This window comes from Rhodobacter aestuarii (genome assembly GCF_900156655.1).
Taxonomy (GTDB): Bacteria; Pseudomonadota; Alphaproteobacteria; order Rhodobacterales; family Rhodobacteraceae; genus Rhodobacter; species Rhodobacter aestuarii.
Genome location: NZ_FTOG01000010.1, coordinates 143,534 through 163,303, shown reverse-complemented (window position 1 = coordinate 163,303; position 19,770 = coordinate 143,534). Strand labels below are relative to the sequence as shown.

15 protein-coding genes and 3 tRNA genes are annotated in these 19,770 nt (G+C 61.0%); 5 read left to right on the top strand and 13 right to left on the bottom strand.

What is annotated here, in order from left to right; translation table 11 throughout:
- Positions 1-240: 240 nt before the first annotated feature.
- From BW967_RS14915 to BW967_RS14900, 4 genes are all read right to left on the bottom strand, one after another.
- Positions 241-1,116 carry a ParB/RepB/Spo0J family partition protein gene (locus tag BW967_RS14915; RefSeq protein WP_108188645.1) on the bottom strand — a complete coding sequence of 292 codons (876 nt, stop codon included), beginning with the start codon at positions 1,114-1,116 and terminating at the stop codon, positions 241-243.
- A gap of 323 nt (positions 1,117-1,439) precedes the next feature.
- Entirely contained in the window at positions 1,440-2,837 is a 1,398-nt protein-coding gene (locus BW967_RS14910; RefSeq protein WP_076485884.1) for a tyrosine-type recombinase/integrase, read from the bottom strand.
- 89 nt (positions 2,838-2,926) lie between these two features.
- Positions 2,927-3,001: transfer RNA gene (locus tag BW967_RS14905), tRNA-Asn, on the bottom strand.
- Between the two features lie 59 nt (positions 3,002-3,060).
- Positions 3,061-3,948 carry an MBL fold metallo-hydrolase gene (locus tag BW967_RS14900; RefSeq protein ID WP_108188638.1) on the bottom strand — a complete coding sequence of 296 codons (888 nt, stop codon included), beginning with the start codon at positions 3,946-3,948 and terminating at the stop codon, positions 3,061-3,063.
- Positions 3,949-3,989: 41 nt separating this feature from the next.
- Between BW967_RS14900 and BW967_RS14895 the strand changes: the two genes are divergently transcribed.
- From BW967_RS14895 to BW967_RS14875, 4 genes are all read left to right on the top strand, one after another.
- Positions 3,990-5,330, top strand: a complete 1,341-nt coding sequence (locus tag BW967_RS14895; RefSeq protein ID WP_076485882.1) for an ATP-binding protein — start codon at positions 3,990-3,992, stop codon at positions 5,328-5,330.
- Between the two features lie 557 nt (positions 5,331-5,887).
- On the top strand, positions 5,888-8,302 hold the full coding sequence (gene lon, locus BW967_RS14885; protein ID WP_076485880.1) for an endopeptidase La: 2,415 nt from the start codon (positions 5,888-5,890) through the stop codon (positions 8,300-8,302).
- Between the two features lie 138 nt (positions 8,303-8,440).
- Positions 8,441-8,884: an HU family DNA-binding protein gene (locus BW967_RS14880; RefSeq protein WP_076485879.1), complete on the top strand. Its 444-nt coding sequence runs from the start codon at positions 8,441-8,443 to the stop codon at positions 8,882-8,884.
- Between the two features lie 19 nt (positions 8,885-8,903).
- Positions 8,904-8,978 (top strand) — tRNA-Val (locus BW967_RS14875).
- A gap of 140 nt (positions 8,979-9,118) precedes the next feature.
- Here BW967_RS14875 and BW967_RS14870 read toward each other — a convergent pair.
- Positions 9,119-11,104, bottom strand: a complete 1,986-nt coding sequence (locus BW967_RS14870) for a vWA domain-containing protein (RefSeq protein ID WP_076485878.1) — start codon at positions 11,102-11,104, stop codon at positions 9,119-9,121.
- 259 nt (positions 11,105-11,363) lie between these two features.
- On the opposite strand from BW967_RS14870, the gene crtA reads away from it, so the two are divergent.
- A complete protein-coding gene (gene crtA / locus BW967_RS14865; protein WP_076485877.1) occupies positions 11,364-12,095 on the top strand; it encodes a spheroidene monooxygenase in 732 nt (243 codons plus the stop codon).
- A gap of 289 nt (positions 12,096-12,384) precedes the next feature.
- On the opposite strand, the gene BW967_RS14860 is transcribed toward crtA, so the two are convergent.
- The 8 genes from BW967_RS14860 to BW967_RS14825 form a co-directional block, all read right to left on the bottom strand.
- Positions 12,385-12,461 (bottom strand) — tRNA-Arg (locus BW967_RS14860).
- A 66-nt stretch (positions 12,462-12,527) separates the two neighbouring features.
- Entirely contained in the window at positions 12,528-12,986 is a 459-nt protein-coding gene (locus BW967_RS14855) for a GNAT family N-acetyltransferase (protein ID WP_076485876.1), read from the bottom strand.
- Positions 12,987-13,043: 57 nt separating this feature from the next.
- Positions 13,044-14,657 carry an FGGY-family carbohydrate kinase gene (locus tag BW967_RS14850; protein WP_076485875.1) on the bottom strand — a complete coding sequence of 538 codons (1,614 nt, stop codon included), beginning with the start codon at positions 14,655-14,657 and terminating at the stop codon, positions 13,044-13,046.
- A 99-nt stretch (positions 14,658-14,756) separates the two neighbouring features.
- Entirely contained in the window at positions 14,757-15,392 is a 636-nt protein-coding gene (locus BW967_RS14845) for a nucleoside/nucleotide kinase family protein (RefSeq protein ID WP_076485874.1), read from the bottom strand.
- Positions 15,392-16,240 carry a sugar phosphate isomerase/epimerase family protein gene (locus BW967_RS14840; RefSeq protein ID WP_076485873.1) on the bottom strand — a complete coding sequence of 283 codons (849 nt, stop codon included), beginning with the start codon at positions 16,238-16,240 and terminating at the stop codon, positions 15,392-15,394. Before BW967_RS14840 ends, BW967_RS14845 begins: the two co-directional genes overlap by 1 nt.
- A gap of 4 nt (positions 16,241-16,244) precedes the next feature.
- Complete coding sequence (locus BW967_RS14835; protein ID WP_076485872.1) at positions 16,245-17,237, bottom strand: ABC transporter permease; 993 nt, start codon at positions 17,235-17,237, stop codon at positions 16,245-16,247.
- Positions 17,234-18,229, bottom strand: coding sequence for an ABC transporter permease (locus BW967_RS14830; protein WP_076485871.1), 996 nt, complete (start codon positions 18,227-18,229; stop codon positions 17,234-17,236). Before BW967_RS14830 ends, BW967_RS14835 begins: the two co-directional genes overlap by 4 nt.
- On the bottom strand, positions 18,222-19,718 hold the full coding sequence (locus tag BW967_RS14825; RefSeq protein ID WP_076485870.1) for a sugar ABC transporter ATP-binding protein: 1,497 nt from the start codon (positions 19,716-19,718) through the stop codon (positions 18,222-18,224). Before BW967_RS14825 ends, BW967_RS14830 begins: the two co-directional genes overlap by 8 nt.
- Positions 19,719-19,770 lie beyond the last annotated feature (52 nt).

Sequence of the window (19,770 nt, the reverse complement as noted above, 5' to 3'; positions counted from 1 at the left end):
GGGCGTCAGCAACGCTCCATCAGCGCGCATAGGCTGACCCAGGAGCGGCACAGGCAGACAGGCCAAGCTGCTCTAGCGGGGCTGATCAGTGGTCCATAGCTCGCAGCTAGGGCTACCTGTGGCGATGCTATGGCGGCGAAGGGCTGGCCGATGACATGAATGAGGCCTAGGCAGCAGAGGCCACCAGCGCGACCAAACCACGTCATTGACGTGATCTATAGCTGATGTGATTGCGGGGTCTCAGAACCCGACGTCGTCGGCTTGGTGTTCATCTGCCGTTGTGACAGAGCCGCCGAGGGCGTCCATCACCTTTTCCATCTCGTCAGCATCTTCGCTGAACTCGTCGACTTCACCATACAGGTATTCCATCATCGAGCGCAGCTTATGGCTTCCAATGGCGCGTTGCAGGGCCTGAGCGGCCAACGCCTCATCCTTCCAAGGCATCCGTTCGAGCGCCTCCGATATCGCCTTGGACAGCCGTTCGATCTCGGCCAGGCGCTCGGCATCGGTCAACTCGGGGCGGTCGTCGATGTCGGGCGCATTATCTCGGCGGTCTTTCCACCAAACGCCGCTTGGGGTCTTGCCCTCGATCTGCATGACCCGCCACCGCTTGCGCATCCGGTCAACGCTGGCTGTGCCGACGCCCGCCGCCTTCGACACTTTCGGCACCGACAGCCGCTTGCCAGGGAGCCGCACCAACTGCCAGGCCGCGTTCATCCGCTCGTCTTTGGTCAGCGGCAGGTTCTCCCGACTGTTGGCCGCTATCGCCGCCAGGAGGGCATCGCTACGGTCCCCATTCAGGATTTTGGCTGGTATCAGCGCGCGGCGGCCCTTCACGCTGGCGTAGGCGTCCAGCCGATGGTGCCCGTCGAGGAGGACCAAGCGGCCCGTGGCCTTGCCCCCGGCGTCAATCTCTTGCCACAGCAATATCGGGTCAAGATCGCCAAGGGTGCGCAGCAACTGGACCAGGGAGCGCAGATGGGTCTGATTGCTGCGGAGGTCGCGCAGGCAAAAAGTCTCGTCGACCGTGATATCCTGCGGCAGGACAAAACGCTCCGGGAGTTCTGCGCCTTCGAGGGCGGCGGCGACAGCGGGCATAAATGCTTGGGAAGTCATGGGTTATTTCCTTGATGGCAACGCCTAGAAACCAGACCCACGTCGAAAAGGCGAGAGGCGAAGGTCATCTTCGATCTGGCAAAGTCGGCCCGATGCCGCCCGACAAGGTGGACTGTAGGCCTGTTGTCGGCGGGCCGCCGCCTGCGAGGTCAGCAGACCCAGTGGCGCTACGGTGCGCTGTGCTGGTCCTAGGGCAAAGTCTTTGGCTGATTGTCTTCGAGGGGACGGGCAATCTGTTAAAGCCACCAGGCACCGCTACGGGAACCGAAAGCGGCCCCGTCTGTCCAGCCTGACGTGTCTTATTTGGACACCCTGCGTCAGTGCTAGGCCGCGTCAATCGTTGAAGCGTGGGGCCGTTTGCTGGCCGCCTCGTCGCGCACATCAAATGCCGCTTTCAGTGCCCTTCTGGCCACCTCAAGGCGCGCATCTTCGCCGCCGTAGCGTTCACCTACCGAGTCGGAAGTGTGGCCCAGCACCAAATCCTGAACAACCTTCTCCGCACCCCCAAGCTTGAGGTCATCTTTCATGTTGTGCCGTAGTGAATTGATGACGTGCCGGGGGTCTTCCGTAAACTTGCGCAGGTGTTTCATCATCGCGGAAGAGGCCGCATCGGGGCCACGCCTTCCCCTGTAGCGTTCAAAGACCAAGTTGCCTTCACGGGGCAGCTTTAGGGCTTCTCTGGCGGCTTCTACTGCGTCCCCGATCAGAGGCACAACGCGAATGCTCGCCCTCGTTTTGACGCGCCGCTCTTCGTGCCAAACAACCCGCATGAATGGGATAGGGCCGGACAAGTTCAAGTCCTTGACCCGCAAGCCTACAACTTCCGATAGCCGACAACCGCTCATTTCAAGCAGGCGCCAGATCAAGGCTGTTTCGCCCTTTAGGCTCGACCGCATGGCAGGCATGACCGACAACGGGAGCGGTAGGCGTTTCTCTTCTTCGGTCTCCGCGCCACCGTCCTTCTCTCCCTTGATTTCCAGCCCCTCAAAGGGATTTGAGACTTTGCCTTTCAGGTCCAGTTCGCGAATGCCATGATTCACAACCGCCGAAAGCGTGTTGAGTTCGCGCCGCACAGATGATGGCGAAAGCTTGCCACCCCCCTTCTTCTCACGGTTTTGCAGGTGGTCGCGGACCTTGCGGGCGTCCTCGCGTTTCAGCTCTGCCAGTGGGCAGGTAGATGCGCGTTCCCCGAGCGCCTCCTGAACCCTCGCGAACACGCGCGCCACGGCGTCTGCGGCGTCCTTGTGTTCGTCACCAACCCCACCGTTTAGCTTCTCGTTGATGTACAGCTTTCTCGCATCTTCGAGCGTATGTTGCGGAAGGGGAGCATTGGGCATGATGACCGCCCGGTAGAGGCCAGAATCGGCTCCTTGGTCTGCGAGCAGGTCAGCAAGAAGATCACGCTTTTCGCTCTCGATCTCTGGCCCGTAAACGCCCGCAAGTAGTTCGTCAGCTCGGCGCTGTTGCTCTTCTGCAAGTTCTCGCGGGGTCGGCGGGAAAATCCTTCCCCGAGGTCGCATCGCGGCGTCCACCGTTTCGTCGAACTCTGAAGTGATGCGCGCGTGCGCCCTTGCAACGGCGGTCGGGCTAGACGCTTGGAAGACCCGCTTGAACTCGGTCTTTCCGACTCGCGCCCTCGCCGCCTTCGGCACTCTGCGACGGTACTCATACCGCCCTGGGGCAAGCTCGGTGATGTATTTCAAGGACAACAAAAACCCCATTGAGTGTACCCCCTGTGGACCCGATTGTGGACCGAACAGGTTGGCAAGCTCATGTTTTCGTTGATTTTCTGCACCTTATCAAGGTGAATTGGCTCCGGCGGTAGGGATCGAACCTACGACCAATTGATTAACAGTCAACTGCTCTACCGCTGAGCTACGCCGGAACACGAGGCGGGGTATAGCTAGGGTCTTTGGGCTGCGCAAGGGGGGTGATGCGATTTTTTTAGCCTTCTTTGCGCAGGGTGAAAATTGCCTCTGCACCAAGCGCGGGGGCGGCGATGACTTGGCCTGATTTTTCCAATTCCACCAAATGTGCGAAGACGTTGCGTGCCGCGGCCGCCTGTAACGGGGCGGGCGTTTCCGTGTAGATCATGGCGGTCAGATCGAAAGCCGAGGCCGGGCCTTGCGCGAGCGCGGCGAGAATTTGTTCGGTGCGCCCTTGCCGATGCGCACGCAATTCTGCGAGCCGCGTAGCGGGAGCAGCAATTGGGTCGCCATGGCCGGGGTAGAACATTTCGGCGTTTTCGGCCGCCAACACATCGAGCGATTCGTAATAATCCCCCAAATCGCCATCCGGCGGGGAGATAAGCGTGCTGGACCAGCCCATCACCACATCTCCGGTAAAGATCGCCTGCCCCATGCGGAAGCTCAGGTGGTTACAAAAATGCCCGGGCGTAAAAAGTGCGGTCACCGCCCAGTCCGCAATCGAAAGCCGCGTGCCGTGGCCCAGCAGGTGATCGGGCGCGAACGTGGCATCTACCCCCTCGCCACCGCCCGCCAAACCGCCTGCCGCGAGCTGTTGCATAACCTCCGACCGCCCCGCCTTCGGCCCACCAAAGGCAAAGATCGGGGCGCCTGTCTTCTGTGCCAAGGGGCGTGCGCCTTCGGAATGGTCAAGATGGGCATGGGTGACCAGAATCGCTGCCACGCTTTCCTCGACCTCTAGCCCCGCAAGGATCGCCTCAAGATGTTCCGGAATAGCCGGCCCCGGGTCCAACACCGCGACACGGCCAGTGCCGAGAATATAGGTATTGGTGCCACGGAAGGTGAGTGGTGAAGGATTGGGCGCCACGATCCGCCGGATACCTTGCGCCAACCGTTCCAGTGCCATTTCGCTTCCCCTCCGTCGCATGCCCCGATAGGCTTTGTGCCATGAATTTCGTCTGGCTCAAACACATCCTGCCACGCGGGCTTTATGGGCGTGCCGCGTTGATCCTCGTGCTGCCCGTCATCACGATCCAACTTGTCGTCTCGGTTGTTTTCATCCAACGACATTTCGAACGCGTTACCGAGCAGATGACAGGCTCAATGCTGCGCGAAATTGTGTTGGTGATTGAGCGTGCCGATAGCGCCCCTGACCTTGCCTCTGCACAAAAGCAGATGGGGGCGCTGGAAGAGGCGTTGGATCTGAGGCTCGACCTGCCTGCGCCGGGGCCAGTGCCCACGGGCGACGCGCGTAAATTTGCTGATTTTACGGGCGTCACTGTGATGAAGACGCTCCGCGAGGGGTTGCCAGAATTGCGCGCCATTGATCTGACCAATGGCGGCAGTGTGCAGCTTTGGACCGTGACGCAAAACGGCTGGCTCTCTATTCGTTTTCCACGTGGCTGGGTCTCGGCGTCTAACCCGCATCAGTTGCTGGTGCTGATGGTCTTCGTCTCGGTGTTGATGACGGTGATCGCCTATCTGTTTTTGCGCAACCAGTTACGCCCGATCCAACGGCTTGCGCGCGCGGCGGAGGCCTTTGGTAAGGGGCAGATCCTTTCTTATCGGCCGACGGGAGCCTTGGAAGTGCGCGCGGCAGGGCGCGCCTTCATCGAAATGCGTGACCGGATTGAGCGGCAGATTGAACAACGCCGGATGATGCTGTCGGGGATCAGCCATGACCTGCGCACCCCGCTCACCCGCTTGCGACTGGGGCTTTCGATGCTGCCCGAGGACGAAGAAACCCGTGACGAGGTGCGCGCGATGGAACGCGACGTCACGGATATGGGCAAGCTGATTGATGCGTTCTTGAGCTTTTCGCGGGAAGAAGCGGTTTCTGGCGAGGCCGAGCGGATCGACATCGGCCCCTTGGTGACGCAAGTGATCGGGGATTCGCAGCGCGCTGGCCATAAGGTCTCTTTAGTCGATGCGCCCGGAGAACCGGTTGAGGTGACGGTACGCCCCGATGCGCTGCGGCGGGCGTTGGAAAACCTGATCGGCAATGCCGTACGCTATGGCAGCTTGGCGGAGGTCACGCTGGCACCAAGGGCGCGCAGTTTGTGGATTGTGGTGGAAGATAATGGTCCCGGCATTCCCCCGGATCGCCGCGAAGAGGCACTGCGTCCCTTTACAAGGCTAGATCCCGCGCGCAACCAAGATCGCGGTCAAGGCGTCGGCTTGGGGCTTGCGATCTCGGCAGATATTGCCCGCGGCCATGGCGGCAGCCTGCAACTGGGCGAAAGTACGCGACTGGGGGGGCTCGCCGCGGAATTGATCTTGCCGCTTTAGGCTTTAGAGCAGCAGCATCAAGAGACCGGTCCAGAAGGCCGCACCAAAGGCCAAGGCGAACAAAATCCACCAGCCCGGAGGCAGTCTCATGTAAAGGGGGTCGCTCACGGCAACTCCACGCTTTTGAAAACCGTCCGCTGGCTGCGCGCGACAAGCGGGGCAAAGGTGCAAAGGTTGGGAAATGTCCGGAACCAGTGCGACGTGCATCATTTTATCTTCCCCACTCGGCTGCTCACAACCATACCTCAAAACACAGTCGTTAGCATTGACACCAAAGTTTTAAGGAACCGTTGAGAATTGCATTGCTCCGCAAGAGATCTCTTCGCGAGAGCCTCACGGAACGCCTTGGTCCGCAGTTTGCACCCATCCATAGCATTCGAGCGATGCGGCGCTTGTGGGCTGGGCGTTTGTGCCGCAGTGTAACGTTTCGATGAAGGCGAGGCGGTCTCGCGGGGTTGCTGGCATTGAACTGCGCTCCGCCCCCCCCTAGATATGGGCAAAGGGGAGGTGCGGGCTGCCAAGAACGGGGCCGGACCTTTCGCTACAGAGGAACTCAAATGACCGATACCCATTCCATTTCTCATCCGGTCCTGCCGCTGCGCGATATCGTTGTGTTTCCGCACATGATCGTGCCGCTGTTTGTGGGCCGCGAGAAGTCGGTGCGTGCGCTGGAAGAGGTGATGGCCGAGGATCGCCAAATCCTGCTGGCGGCACAAATCGACCCTTCCGTGGACGAGCCCACCACCGATGGCATCTTCCGCACTGGCGTTCTGGCCAATGTGCTGCAACTGCTCAAACTGCCCGATGGCACGGTAAAAGTGCTCGTTGAGGGCAAGACGCGGGTGAAGATCACCGAATTCATCGACAATGACGCCTTCTTTGAGGCGACGGCGGAAGCCCTCGAAGAAACCGAAGGCGATGTCGAAACGATCCGGGCGCTGTCGCGCTCGGTCGCAGAAGAATTTGAGCGTTACGCCAAGATCAAGAAGAACATCCCCGAAGAGGCGATGGCTGCGGTGGCCGAAACGGCTGCGGCTGACAAGCTGGCCGATCTTGTCTCGGGCCATCTTGGTCTGGATGTGGCGCAAAAGCAGGAGCTTTTGGAAACGCTCGACGTCAGCGCTCGGCTGGAAAAAGTCTATGGGCTGATGCAGGGCGAGGTTTCGGTTCTTCAGGTCGAGAAAAAGATCAAGAGCCGGGTCAAGAGCCAGATGGAGAAGACCCAGCGCGAATATTATCTCAACGAACAGATGAAGGCGATCCAGCGCGAGTTGGGCGACGGCGAAGACGGTCAAAACGAGATCAACGAACTCGAAGAAAAGATCGCCGCCACCAAACTGTCGAAAGAGGCGCGCGACAAGGTTGAAGGCGAGCTGAAAAAGCTGCGTTCCATGAGCCCGATGTCGGCCGAGGCCACGGTGGTGCGCAACTACCTTGATTGGATCTTGGCGCTGCCTTGGGGCGTGAAAAGCCGGGTGAAGAAAGACCTGATCGGCGCTGAGAAAGTGCTCGACACCGATCACTATGGTCTTGAAAAGGTAAAAGAACGGATCGTCGAATACCTTGCTGTGCAAGCGCGTTCGACCAAGCTCAAAGGCCCGATCCTGTGCCTTGTCGGCCCGCCCGGCGTTGGGAAAACCTCGCTTGGCCGCTCGGTTGCGCGGGCAACGGGGCGCGAGTTCATCCGCATTTCGCTTGGCGGCGTGCGCGATGAAAGCGAAATCCGTGGCCACCGCCGCACCTATATCGGTTCGATGCCCGGCAAGATCATTCAGGCGCTGAAAAAGGCGAAAACCACGAACCCGCTGATCTTGCTCGATGAAATCGACAAGATGGGGCAGGATTTCCGGGGCGACCCGGCCTCGGCGATGCTGGAGGTGTTGGACCCGGAACAAAACTCGACCTTCGTCGATCACTATCTTGAGGTGGAATATGACCTCTCGAACGTGATGTTCCTGACCACGGCCAACAGCTACAACATGCCCGGCCCGCTTCTGGATCGGATGGAGATCATCAGCCTTGCGGGCTACACCGAGGATGAAAAACGCGAAATCGCCAAGCAGCATTTGATCCCGAAACAGGTCAAGGCGCATGGGCTGAAAAAGGGCGAATTCACCCTCACCGATGAAGGGCTGAACGACATCATCCGCTACTACACTCGCGAGGCGGGCGTGCGGAACCTTGAGCGTGAGATCGCGAAACTCGCCCGAAAGGCGGTGACCGAGATCATCAAGGCCAAGGGCGAGGTGAAGTCGATCACCGTCGATGCGGCAAAGGTGGGCGAGTACCTTGGCGTAAAACGTCACCGCTATGGCTTGGCCGAGGCGGAAGATCAGGTGGGCGTGGTCACGGGCCTTGCCTGGACCTCGGTCGGCGGCGATTTGCTGCATATCGAAGCGCTGAAACTGCCCGGCAAAGGGCGGATGAAGACGACCGGCAAGCTGGGCGATGTGATGAAGGAATCGATCGAGGCTGCCTCGTCTTACGTGCGCTCCATCGCGCCCGAAATCGGGGTGAAGCCGCCGAAGTTCGAAAAGGTCGATATCCACGTCCACGTGCCCGATGGCGCAACGCCCAAAGATGGGCCGAGCGCGGGCTTGGCGATGGTCACCTCGATCGTCTCGGTGCTGACCGGCATCCCGGTGCGCAAAGACATCGCCATGACGGGCGAGGTCTCCTTGCGCGGCAATGCGATGCCGATCGGTGGGCTGAAAGAAAAACTGCTCGCCGCGCTGCGGGGCGGGATCAAAACCGTGCTGATCCCGGAGGAAAACGAGAAAGATCTGGCCGATATTCCGGACAATGTGAAGGAAGGGCTGGAAATCATTCCCGTCACCCATGTGCGCGAAGTGTTGCAACGCGCTCTGGTGCGGATGCCCGAGGCGGTCGAATGGGACGAAGCCGCCGAAGAAGCGGCGGCCGCAGCGGCCGCAGCGAGCAAAGCTGAGGGCGCAGGCGCAACCGCGCATTGAGCCTTTGCACAAGAACGCAATCACGGCGCGCCCTCACCCGGGCGCGCCTTTTGTTTTTTGGCCGCTCCTTTGGATGTTTATGGATTGTTGGGCGCTGGGGCCGTAGGTTGAGCCAGAAACTGAACCGATGGGGCAAACATGGCCAAATCCAAGAAATCGAGCACAAAATCCAAATCCCCCGTCAAACTGGCGGTGGTGACAGATCAACCTATCCCTTCCGAAAACCTATCTGAGGCGCTGGCGGTTTTGCCCGTTGCCCCCCCGGCGGATGAGGCCGCGCCCGTCACGCTGAGCCTGCAAGTCAAGAAACGTGAGATTGTTGAACGTGTCGCCCTGCGTTCGGGCGCGAAAAAGGCTGTGGCGCGTGACATGACCGATGCGGTTCTGGCGGTTTTGGCCGAGGCGCTTGCCGCAGGTGAAACGTTGGTTTTGCCGCCTTTGGGCAAACTCACGGTGCAGCGGCAAGCCGAACGCGGCGGCGCGGATGTGCTTCATCTGAAGCTGAAACGCCCCGGTTCGGGCGCGGCGGACAAAAAGGATGAAATTTCCGGTGAAGACCCCCTTGCAGAGGGCGAAGACTGAGTCTAAAAGCCCCGCTACCGGGCGATTAGCTCAGCGGTAGAGCGCTTCGTTCACATCGAAGATGTCAGCGGTTCAAATCCGTTATCGCCCACCATCATAGCGGAAGCGTCGCCCACAAGGCGGCGCTTCTTGCGTTTTGGGTCGTCTCTCTGTTTTGCGGATTTTGCGCATTTCGCACATCAAAGCGCGGGCATGTGCCCGCGCGCTGATTTGGCGCTTCACTCCGCGCTCACCTCACTCCACGGTCAGTAGCACACGCGCCAGCACGGGGCCGTATTTCCCGCCCAAAGCATAAACCACCTCATAGTTGCCCGGCGTTTTCGGTGCGGTCAGCTTGGCCGGGTTTGAGCGGTTGGCGCGGGTGTTTTCCACCTCTGCCTTGGCTTCTGCGCCAGCAGGCACAATCGCGATCCGGTCATTGGCAAAAGCGGGGCCGGAAAAGGCGATCTCAAAGCGGCTACCCGCCGCGACGGGCGCCGTGGGTGCAACGAGGCTCGCCGTCGGCAGGGTAACGGTGATCGGCGCTTTCGCGATGACCTCACCGTTGAGCCCGCCCAGCATATAGCGGATTTCATAGGCACCGGGGGTGAGCGGCATGGTCAGATCGACAGGGCTGCCCGTGCGCGGATAGGCGGTATCTTCCTCTTTCGCGTTCGGGGTGTCGGCGGGCACGAGAATGATCCGGTCAAGATTATCCCCCGTCGCCGTGAAACCAACTTGGATTTTTTCGCCTGCTGCGGCTGTGGCGGGCGCGCTGAGCGTGGCCCCAACGTTGACCAAGGTGATCGGGCGGCGCGCCAATTCGCGGGCGCCATTGTCATTGAGGACATAGACCAGTTCATAGGCTCCCGGCTTGGGCGGGGCGCGGAAGCGCGCCGGGTTGCCATTGCCGGTATAGGCATAGACAACACGCGCGCGGTAATCCTCCCCGGCGGGGACCAAGGCGATATAATCACGGTCCGCATTCGGCCCGGTCCAGCCAACTTCCAAATCGCTGCCCGCAGGTGCTGTGTCGGGCGCATTGAGTGCGGCCTCTACGGCGGTCACCGTGATCGGCTGACGGGCCAGAATTTTGCCGCGCGCATTCATGACATAGCGCAACTCATATTGCCCGGGCGTTGTAGCAATGCGCAATTCCACCGGGCTACCTTTCGCGGTGAAAGCCTGATCGGTATGCGGATCAGAGGTCTCCCCCACGGCAACGATCATCACCTTGTCTTGCGGCGCATTCGGCCCAGTCCAATCGACCATGATGCGGCTACCAGCCGGCGCGGTTTGTGGGCCTGAGACACTCGCAGGCGGCAGGAATTCGGGCAAGACAAGCGTGACCGTTTGCGGCCCCCCGGCAAAGGGCACGGCAAAGCTCGCCTCTGCCACAGCCTCATCCGCCATCCGAATGACCGTGGCTTTGCCGGTGGTTTCGGTCAGCGTTAGGGTCGGTTCCGGCGTCGGGTAGCCAGAAAGCAGCGTGCCACCCGCCTCGGTCGTGACGGTCCAAGCGATGCCCTCGCGAATGACCGGGCCATTTGACCCCTCAATCGCGCGGAAACTGAGCCGCGCTTCCACCGCTTTGGGCGGCTCTGCCACCACCACGACCTCTTCGAGCGCTTGGCCAAGTTCTGCGGCATTGCCCGCATCGCGGTAAAGGCCGCCGGTTTCTTCGGCCAAGCAGCGCAACTGCGCCTGTGCGGCGGGGTCTGAGGCCACATCAAAGCCGATCACATGCGCGGTGAAGCCCACGCCTGCGGCCTCAAGCGCGCGGCCCACCGCACAAGGGTCGCGGTCGCAGGTTTCGATCCCATCAGAGACCAAAATCACCGAGGCGGTTTCTTCGGTATAGCGCAGCGCCTCCGCCGCCGCGATCACCGCATCCGACAGCGGGGTTTTGCCCTTCGGCGTGATGGCATTCACCGAGGACAAAATCGCCGCGCGATCCGTTCCGGGCGGCAAGATCAGTTCAATATCCGAACAATCGCCTTTGCGCCGATGCCCGTAAGACATCAGCCCCAGCGCCTGATTGGCGGGCAGGCTGGTGACCAAATCCGCCATCACATTGCGCGCGATCTCGATTTTTGCCACGCCGTCAATTTGCCCCCACATCGAGCCAGAGCCATCGAGCACCAAAATCGTGGCGGGCGGAGCATCGGGGCCCGATGGTTGTGCCTGAGCCCAAAGCGCGCTGGGTGACAAACAAAGCAGCAAGGCAAGAAAGCGCAGCATGAAACCTCCGAATGGGTAGCATCGAAAAGAGCAAGAGAATGATTGGGCGCAGGGTCGCGCGATTTAACCGTGCGATCAAGGTTTCTGCGCCTCGCCACGCTGCGTCATCTCCGCCGAACCAAATCCGCAAACGCGCCCCATCTATGAGCTTTGTCACATGGTGACACGGCAATATGCCGCGCCCAGATCACGGGGGCGGCGCTTTCTTTCAGGGGGCGAAGTTGACAGGGTGGGGCAAATCATCAGCAGGGGGTGTTTGATGCAAGTTGTTTGCTTGACCGTGTTTCGTTTCCCAAAAGTGATGGATCGCCTTTGGGCGGTGGGGCAAATGGCCTTGGGGCATTGGTCATTGTCGCGGATGAAGGGGCTCGAATTCTACCGGCTGATGGGCTCAGGCACGCAAGAGGGCTTCACCCCCATTCCCAACACCGCCGTTTGGGGCATTTTGACCGTTTGGCCCGATGAAGAAACCGCCCGCAAACAGGTGATGACGCATCCGTTTTTCAACGCCTATCGTCGCCGCGCGGCGGAAAGCTGGACGGTGTTCATGGAACCCACCCGCGCGCGCGGCAAATGGGGCGGCGCGGAACGCCTGCGCCCGGTGCCCGATGATGCGATGACCCCCGATGGCCCGGTTGTCGCGCTGACCCGTGCGCAAGTGCGCCCGGGCTCGGCGGTCGCGTTTTGGAGCCGCGTGCCGAAGATTCAAACCATGATCGGCGCCGATCCGAATGTGCGCTTCAAGCTGGGCCTTGGGGAATTTCCGCTGTTCTTCCAAATGACATTTTCGATCTGGCCAAACCGCGCCACGATGGACGCTTTCGCACGCGGAGAAACCCCGCATGGCCAAGCGATCCGCTCCGCCTATGACGACAAATGGTTTACCGAAGATATGTATGCCCGGCTGCGGGTGACGGGTTCGGAAGGCACGTGGAATGGCGCCGATCCGCTGGAAGGGCTGATCTTTGAAGGCGTGGCCAAAGCGGCTTGAGAGTTTGGCATGGAAGCGAGGCCGTAATCCGCCCGCGATACCGCAACCGCATCGGCCGTGAATTACTGGCGCAGGCTGGGGCGGAGGCGCATGTTGTTGGTGTGGTCACCAGGTAGAAGCCCCCTTCGGACGTGCCAGAGCATAGATAGGCGTCGATCCGCGACCGGATGGCTGCGGGGAATCGAGTTTATCAGCGGAACGAAACCGAAAGACAACGTGGCGAACAGATCGCCAAAGCGCACCATAAAATTCCGTAATGAATTGAGATAACGCGGAATATTCTAGACTTTGGCGGCCCCTGAAGGATTCGAACCCTCGGCCGTCCGCTTAGAAGGCGGATGCTCTATCCAGCTGAGCTAAGGGGCCGCACCGCCCCCTTTTGCGTCAAGCGCGCGCGCGGTGCAAGCCTTGGTGCAAGCCTTGCGGGGTGCACTAAAGCGCGCGGGTCAGAAAGACTGACATCGGGTCGGGGCCGTAGCCTTCAAAGGGGGGGCATTCCGTGAAACCAGCGGCAAGGTAAAGCGCGCGGGCCGGGGCGAAACTTTCCTGTGCACCAGTCTCTAGGCTCAGTCGTGCAAAACCCAAGCGCCTCGCCTCTGTCAACAGATGGTCGAGCATCGCGCGGGCAAGCCCCCTGCCCCGCGCCTCGTGCAACACATGCATTGATTTGATCTCCGCATGTCCCGCGTCAATGCGCTTAAGCGCCCCCATCGCCAAAGGCGTGCCCGTTTCGCGCAGCACATAAAACCAGATGCCTTCTGCCGCCAAAGCGGAGGCGGGCAACATATGGATCGATTCTGGCGGGGTATCGGCATGCATCGCCTCGGTGTGGCGCGCATGCAAAAGGGCCAAATCCTCCTGCACCGGATGTTCAAGCGTGATCATAATCATAGAGCCTCCGGCCACGTTTATGACCCTGCGCCTAAGGGAAAGAAAGGGGCGATCCCCTCAGCCTTTCATCATGTCGCGATAGGCGGCATAGTCTTGCTGCATCCGCTCAAAGACTTGGTATTTGCGGGCGTGAAACTGCGCAATGGCGCCGCCGCGCGGGGCCACCACCTGCCCACTACCCGCCATTGCCGCCATCGCAGAAGCCAAATCCGGTTGCGTGCCTGCGGCAACGGCGGCGAGCATCGCACAGCCCAAAAGCACCGGCTCGGCGGTTTCGGGCACCAGCACAGCGCAGCCCGTGGCATCGGCGTTTTCCCGCACGAAAAGCGCGTTATTGGCAAGCCCGCCACTCATCACCAAAGTGTCGATTTGCGCGCCCTTGGCCCGCATCGCCTCGATGATCTGGCGCGTGCCATAGGCGAGCGCCTGCACCGTGGCGAGGTAATCCAGCGCAAGATCATCCAGATCACAACTCAGCCCCAGCCCAACCACAGCGCCCTTGCGCCACGGTTCGGCTAAGGGGGAGCGGTTGCCGTGGAAATCGGGCTGCACATGGCGCGTGGCGGTGAGGGTTGCGGTTTCTTCCGCCATGCTCGCCAGATGCTCTTCAATCAGCGCCGCCACGCGTTTGCCCTCGGCCTTCGCGCGCTCGGCCAAAGGAACAGCGGCGGCATGGCGCGCGATCACCGCATCCATCAGCGCGCCCGCCGCAGATTGACCGCCTTCAAGCGCCCAAACACCGGGCAGCACCGCGCCAAAATAAGGGCCCCAAACTCCCGGCACAAAGCGCGGATCGGGGTCAAGCGCGATATGGCAGCTTGAGGTGCCCGCAATCACCGCAAGCCGCCCCTCCCAGCCCGCGCCGCCTACACCCAAAGTGCCCAAAGCGCCCGCATGGGCATCAATCATCGAGGTGGAAACCGCAATGCCGGGCGCAAGCCCCATTTCCGCGGCGGCCTGATCGGTCAAGCACCCTGCCAAACGACCGGGCGGGGCGAGTTGCGCGCCAATGGCCGCATGCCCGGCCTCAGAGAGTTCGGCCAACCCAATAGCGGCCAGAAAGTCATCATCCCAGCCCTCCCCCGCCTCACCGCGATGGCCAAGATAGGTCCATTTGCACACGGTCGAGCACAGCGAGCGCACCGCCGCCCCGGTGGCGCGATGCACGAGCCAATCGGGTAAATCCCAAAAGGCTTGCGCCTGCGCCCACGCTGTGGGCGCCTCGCGTTTAAGCCAGCGCAGTTTTGGCAGTTCCATCTCGGGCGAGATGCGCCCCCCCACATGGGCAAGCGGCGCGCCCCCGATGGCGTTGATCTGTGCCGCATCGGCAAGCGCGCGGTGATCCATCCACAAAATCACATCTTGATCCGGCGCGCCTGCTGGGTCGACTGAAACCGGCGCGCCCCCTGCCCCGCTCACCACCAAAGAACAGGTGGCATCAAAACCGATCCCGGCAACAGCATCACCTGCCACACCAGATTGCGCCAAGGCGGCGCGGGTCGCCGTGCAAACCGCGCCCCAAATCTCAACCGAGCTTTGTTGGGCGAAATCCGGCGCGGGGCGGAAGGTGGTGATCTCGGCGCTCGCGCTGCCCAAAAGCTGGCCCGCACCGTCAAATACACCTGCGCGCGCGCTGCCGGTGCCAACGTCAATGCCGATGAAATAGCGCATATTATCCTCCCAATGCGACAGGCGTCGCGGGTCAAGGGGAGGGTGAAGACCCGCGACGCTGCCGTCAAGCCGCGCAAAACGCGGCCGCATTCGCCCCGGTTACGGGACGAAAACCAAATCAGCCGCAATGGAGCGATCCCGCACCGTGTGGCCGTTTGGAATGTCATTGCCGTCAAGCTTGTGGTCGATTTCGGCCTCGGTCAGCCCATAGCCGACCCAACGCCCCCGCAAGCGGCGGCGCAGCTCGTCTTCGGCGACCTCAATCATCACGGTCCGGTCAAAGAGCGGATGTAGCGTGGCCCAAGGATCATCTTGCAAGAGAAGATAATTCCCCTCCGCCAAGATCAGCTTTGCCGTGGGCTCAATGATCCGCGCAGACCCGCGCGAGATTTCCAGATCGCGGTCGAAGACCGGCACCGCTACCGCGCCTTCTGCCGGGTCGCGCAGCCGCCCCAAGGTGGAACGCAGCCCGCCCACATCAAACGTATCGGGCGCGCCTTTCCACGGGCGACGGCCACGGGCATGAAGCACCGCATCGTCGTAGTGGAAACCATCCATCGGCAAGATCGCGCACGCACCGGGGCTTTCGGCCTCAATCACCTGCGCGAGCGCTTCTACCAGCGTGGATTTGCCAGAGCCCGGCGCGCCGGAAATGGCCAGCACCTGCCGGTCGGGGCGCGCAAGCATCTCGCGCGCCACCGCCACAAGACCGAGCATATCGACCCGCGCGCCCATCAGATCAGCCGATATTGTTTGGCTTTGTTCTTCAGGAACGGCAGGCCTTTCGACATCACCTCATCATGGCTTTCCGCCACCGGACGCCAGACCGACAGGCCATAGCCCACTTCGGGCGGCATGTTGATGAAGCTTTCCATCGCCAAACCGCCTTTGAAGCCAATCGCGGCAAGCGTTGCGTAAATCTCATCCCAATCGCAGGTGCCTTCGCCCGGCGTGCCACGGTCGCTTTCCGACAGGTGGATGTATTTCAGGAACTCGCGCGCATCCAAAATGCCGTTGCCCGCGCCCTTTTCCTCGATGTTCATGTGATAGGTATCGAGGTGGATGAAGATGTTATCCGCGCCCACTTTGTGGATCATGTCACGCGCTTGCCACCCCGTGTTGATCAGGTGGTTTTCGTAGCGGTTGACCGGCTCGATCCCGAACAAAAGGCCAATTTTCTTGGCATAAGCCGCACCCGCTTCCAGCACGCGGGCGACATTGTCATATTCTTCCGCCGTGCCGGGCAGGCCGGTGCGTTGACCAATGCCGCCATAGGTCACCCCCGAAAGCGCCTCTGCCCCGCAGGCCTTGGTTTTATCCAGCGCGAGTTGCAGGTAATCAATCGCCTTTTCCGGGTGGTTCGAGGCCCAGCATTCTTCGGGCAAACCAAGCGAGCACACCGCGCGCAGGCCCGATTTTTCCAAAAGGCCAGCGGTATGCGCCGTATCAATCGTGGCGGGTTGCAGCATCGGGATTTCGATGAAATCGACGCCGTATTTCAGCGCCCCGGCCACGGCGCGCTCGGCGCCGTCGTGGTCCCAGTTCATCGTCCACATGCTGGTGTGAACACCGAATCCTTCCATGGTGTCAGTCCTTTCTGAAGGGTATGAGGGCGGCCAGCCTGCCCGAACGCAGGATCATCACGGCGATGAGGAACAGCCCCCAAACCGCGGTCGCAAGATGTTGGTTGGCCCCGATCAGGTTCAGACCCGAGGACAGTATCTGCAGGATCAAGATCGACAAGATCACCGGAGCCACGCGGCCATGCCCGCCAAAGGGGTCAATGCCGCCAAGGAAAATCGCCAAAACCGTGACTAGAAGCATCGCTTCGCCGTGGCCCACACGGACCGAGTTGAAGCGGGCGAGCATCAAAATCCCGGCAATCGCGCAAACAAGGCCAGAGAGCGCATAGATGGTAATGAGCGTGCGCTTGGTCGGCAGGCCCGAATATTCCGCCGCGCGGATGTTGGAGCCGACCATATAGGTCGCAAAACCGTGGCGCGAGCGCGAGAAGAGCACATGCCAAACGAACGCCACCACCAAGAACAAAAGCAGCGGCAGCGGGAAGCCGAAAATCGCCCCATGCCCGAGCGCGCCGACGACATCGGGAAAGCCCGAGATATCGCCGCCCTTGGTCAGAAACTCGCCCAAGCCGCGCAGGAAGATCATCATCGCAAGCGACACAAGGATCGGGTGCGCGCCGACAAAGGCAATGACCGCGCCTTCAAGTGCGCCCGCCGCTGCGCCAACGGCCATCGCCGCCAAGGCCCCCAAAAGGATCGCTGGCAACCCCGCATCTGCGCCGCCAAATTGCAGCATGACCCATGCAAAGGTCAGGCCCGAGATATTGGCCAGAAAGATGATAGCCAAATTGATCCCGCCAGAGATCATCGGCCCCAGCATTGCCAGTGTTAGAAGGCCCAGCAGCGGGGCCTGATAGCCCATCGAGCCAAAGTTGGCAGCGGTCAGGAACTTGGGCGAGGCAAGGCTGAAGGCCGTGACCATAACCGCGAGCAAGATCAGCAAGCCAAAGGTCTCGCGCCCTAAGGCATTGCGCAAACGGGTGATGAACGCGCTCATTTCGCGCCCTCCTTGCGGGTGGCGAACAAGCCGCCAAGGTTCATGTTGGAGGTGGAGATCGCGATCAAGATCGCGGCGCCGATGATCATCTTGAAGGCGAAGGGCGAGATACCGAGCAAGTTGAGCCCGTTTTGCGTCACAGCCACAAACATCACGCCGAGCACCGCGCCCAGAACCGTGCCCTTGCCTCCGCCAAGCCGCGCGCCGCCCAAAACGGTGGCGGCCAGCACGTCAAGTTCGCGGCCATAAAGCGCGTTCGGCACCACCTCTTGCACGATATTCACCTGCATCAAGGCGGCGATCCCGGCCATCATTCCGCACCAGCCAAAGGCAAGCCCCTGCATCAGCGCCAAGTTCACACCGGCGCGCCGCGCCCCCTCTGGGTTGTCGCCGAAGGCGTAGATTTGGCGGCCAAGGTTGGTGCGTTGAATGAGGAACCATGTGGCAATGACACAAACGACCATCACCGCAACGGGCATCATCAACTGAGACCACGTGCCATCGGCGGCTTGGTGTTCATAAAGCGGAATGCGCTCAATCCACCAATCGGGCAGATTGTAGATCGACCGACCCCGGGTGAAGAACATCAACAGCCCAAAGAAGGCGTTGAAGGTGGCAATGGTGACAACGATTGAGATGATCCGAAACCCGTGGATCAACGCAGCGTTGATCAGGCCCAGCATGATCCCCACACCGCCGCAAACGATGAAGCCCAGCACCCAATTGCCGCCGCCCATCCCAATCAGGATTTTAGCGGCGATATATTGCACCACCGAGGTGGCCACCGCGAAGGAAATGTCGATCCCGCCCGCGATCAGCACCACCAAAAGCCCCACCGCCCAGATCAAGTTGACCGAGGAGTTGTTCAACAGCGAGGTCAGGTTGGCCGAGGTCAGAAACGTATCCGTTGCAAGGCTAAGGAAGATACAGATCGCTGCGAGCGCGATGAAGATGCGCGTCTCGATCTGGCGGTTTTTCATGAGCTTACGCATAGATTGCCGCCTCCAGCGCTTGAATGGTGGTCTGACGCGGATCGAAGCTTTCGCGAATGCGCCCCTCGGCCATGTGCAAAACGCGGTCCGCGTTATAAAGCACCTCAGAGGCTTCATCCGAGATCAGCAAGATCGCTAGCCCCTGATCGGCCAAGTCGCGCACAATGCGGAAAATGCCCGCGCGCGCGCCCACATCCACGCCCACCGTGGGGCTATCAAGGATCAGAAGTTTCGGTTCGGTGGCGAGCCATTTGGCCAGCACGACTTTTTGCTGGTTGCCGCCCGAAAGCGTCGCAATCGGGTTTTCCGGTGCGCCGATCTTGATCCCCAGCCGTTTGACCCAATCGAGGATCAGTGCTTGCTTCTTGGCGGGCGAAATCAGGCCAAACTGATCAAGCAGCTTCGGCAGCACCGAAATCGCCGCATTGTCGGCAATCGACTGCTTTTGCAAAAGCCCAAGCGACAGCCGGTCTTCCGACACATAGGCCAACCCCTGCGCAATCGCATCGCGCAACGAGCCGGGGATATAGGGCTTACCCATCAGGCGCATTGTGCCTTGCGCGCGGGTCATGCCAATCATCGCATGGGCGAGTTCGGTGCGCCCCGCCCCGATGAGGCCAGTCAGGCCGACTACCTCGCCTGCGCGGATCGTCAGATCAATGTTTTCAAACTGGCCGGGCACGCTTAGACCCTTGGCCTCAAACACCACCGGGCCAGAGACATCGCGCGCCGAGACATTGCTTTCCAGCAAATGCCCCGTCATCAACTCGCCCAAGCGGGCTTGGGTCATTCCCTCGGTCGGGTAAACGCCCACAAGCTTGCCATCGCGCAGCACGGTCACGCGGGAGGAAATATCCAGCACCTCTGCCAGACGGTGGCTCACAAAGACCACGGCCACGCCATCGGCAGAAAGCTTGCGCACGATCTCTAGCAGACGGTCGGTTTCCGACTGCGTCAGCGAGGCGGTGGGCTCGTCCATGAAAATCAGCCGCGCATCGTTCAAAAGCGCGCGCGCAATCGCGACCACCTGCCTCTGCGCAATCGGCAGGGTTTCGAGCGGCGCATCCAAATCGAGCGTCACGCCCAACCGCGCCAACACCTCTGCGGCGGCGGCCTTCATTTTTGCAAATGGCACGCCGCGCGGGCGCGCACCGACAAGCGTGTCGAAGGCGATGTTTTCCGCCACCGACATATTGGGAAAGAGCGCCAAATCCTGCCAGATCACCGACACGCCCTTGGCACGCGCCTTGACCGGGGTAATGGTGCTCACAGCCTCGCCGAAAAGACTGATTTCCTCTGCGCTTTCGGGTGTATAGACGCCGGTCACCACCTTGATCAGGGTGGATTTCCCGCATCCGTTTTCGCCCGCAAGGCAATGCACCTCGCCCGCGCGCACCTCAAAATCGACCGCATCAAGGGCCTTTACCCCGCCGAAGATCTTGGTGATGCCCTTGAGCCGAAGTGCGAAGCCGTCACTGCCGCTTGTCATTGTTTTCGTCCCGCCATGAGGCCGCGGGCGCAGCTTTGCACGCCCGCGGCTT

Excerpts from the sequence above, each read along its gene's own strand:
- BW967_RS14830 (WP_076485871.1), bottom strand. The coding sequence starts at position 18,229 with ATGCGTAAGCTCATGAAAAACCGCCAGATCGAGACGCGCATCTTCATC.
- BW967_RS14915 (WP_108188645.1), bottom strand. The coding sequence starts at position 1,116 with ATGACTTCCCAAGCATTTATGCCCGCTGTCGCCGCCGCCCTCGAAGGC.
- BW967_RS14880 (WP_076485879.1), top strand. The coding sequence starts at position 8,441 with ATGGCCAAATCCAAGAAATCGAGCACAAAATCCAAATCCCCCGTCAAA.
- BW967_RS14825 (WP_076485870.1), bottom strand. The coding sequence starts at position 19,718 with ATGACAAGCGGCAGTGACGGCTTCGCACTTCGGCTCAAGGGCATCACC.
- BW967_RS14910 (WP_076485884.1), bottom strand. The coding sequence starts at position 2,837 with ATGGGGTTTTTGTTGTCCTTGAAATACATCACCGAGCTTGCCCCAGGG.
- BW967_RS14845 (WP_076485874.1), bottom strand. The coding sequence starts at position 15,392 with ATGGGCGCGCGGGTCGATATGCTCGGTCTTGTGGCGGTGGCGCGCGAG.
- BW967_RS14835 (WP_076485872.1), bottom strand. The coding sequence starts at position 17,237 with ATGAGCGCGTTCATCACCCGTTTGCGCAATGCCTTAGGGCGCGAGACC.
- BW967_RS14895 (WP_076485882.1), top strand. The coding sequence starts at position 3,990 with ATGAATTTCGTCTGGCTCAAACACATCCTGCCACGCGGGCTTTATGGG.
- BW967_RS14900 (WP_108188638.1), bottom strand. The coding sequence starts at position 3,948 with ATGGCACTGGAACGGTTGGCGCAAGGTATCCGGCGGATCGTGGCGCCC.
- BW967_RS14855 (WP_076485876.1), bottom strand. The coding sequence starts at position 12,986 with ATGATTATGATCACGCTTGAACATCCGGTGCAGGAGGATTTGGCCCTT.
- crtA (WP_076485877.1), top strand. The coding sequence starts at position 11,364 with ATGCAAGTTGTTTGCTTGACCGTGTTTCGTTTCCCAAAAGTGATGGAT.
- BW967_RS14840 (WP_076485873.1), bottom strand. The coding sequence starts at position 16,240 with ATGGAAGGATTCGGTGTTCACACCAGCATGTGGACGATGAACTGGGAC.
- BW967_RS14850 (WP_076485875.1), bottom strand. The coding sequence starts at position 14,657 with ATGCGCTATTTCATCGGCATTGACGTTGGCACCGGCAGCGCGCGCGCA.
- BW967_RS14870 (WP_076485878.1), bottom strand. The coding sequence starts at position 11,104 with ATGCTGCGCTTTCTTGCCTTGCTGCTTTGTTTGTCACCCAGCGCGCTT.
- lon (WP_076485880.1), top strand. The coding sequence starts at position 5,888 with ATGACCGATACCCATTCCATTTCTCATCCGGTCCTGCCGCTGCGCGAT.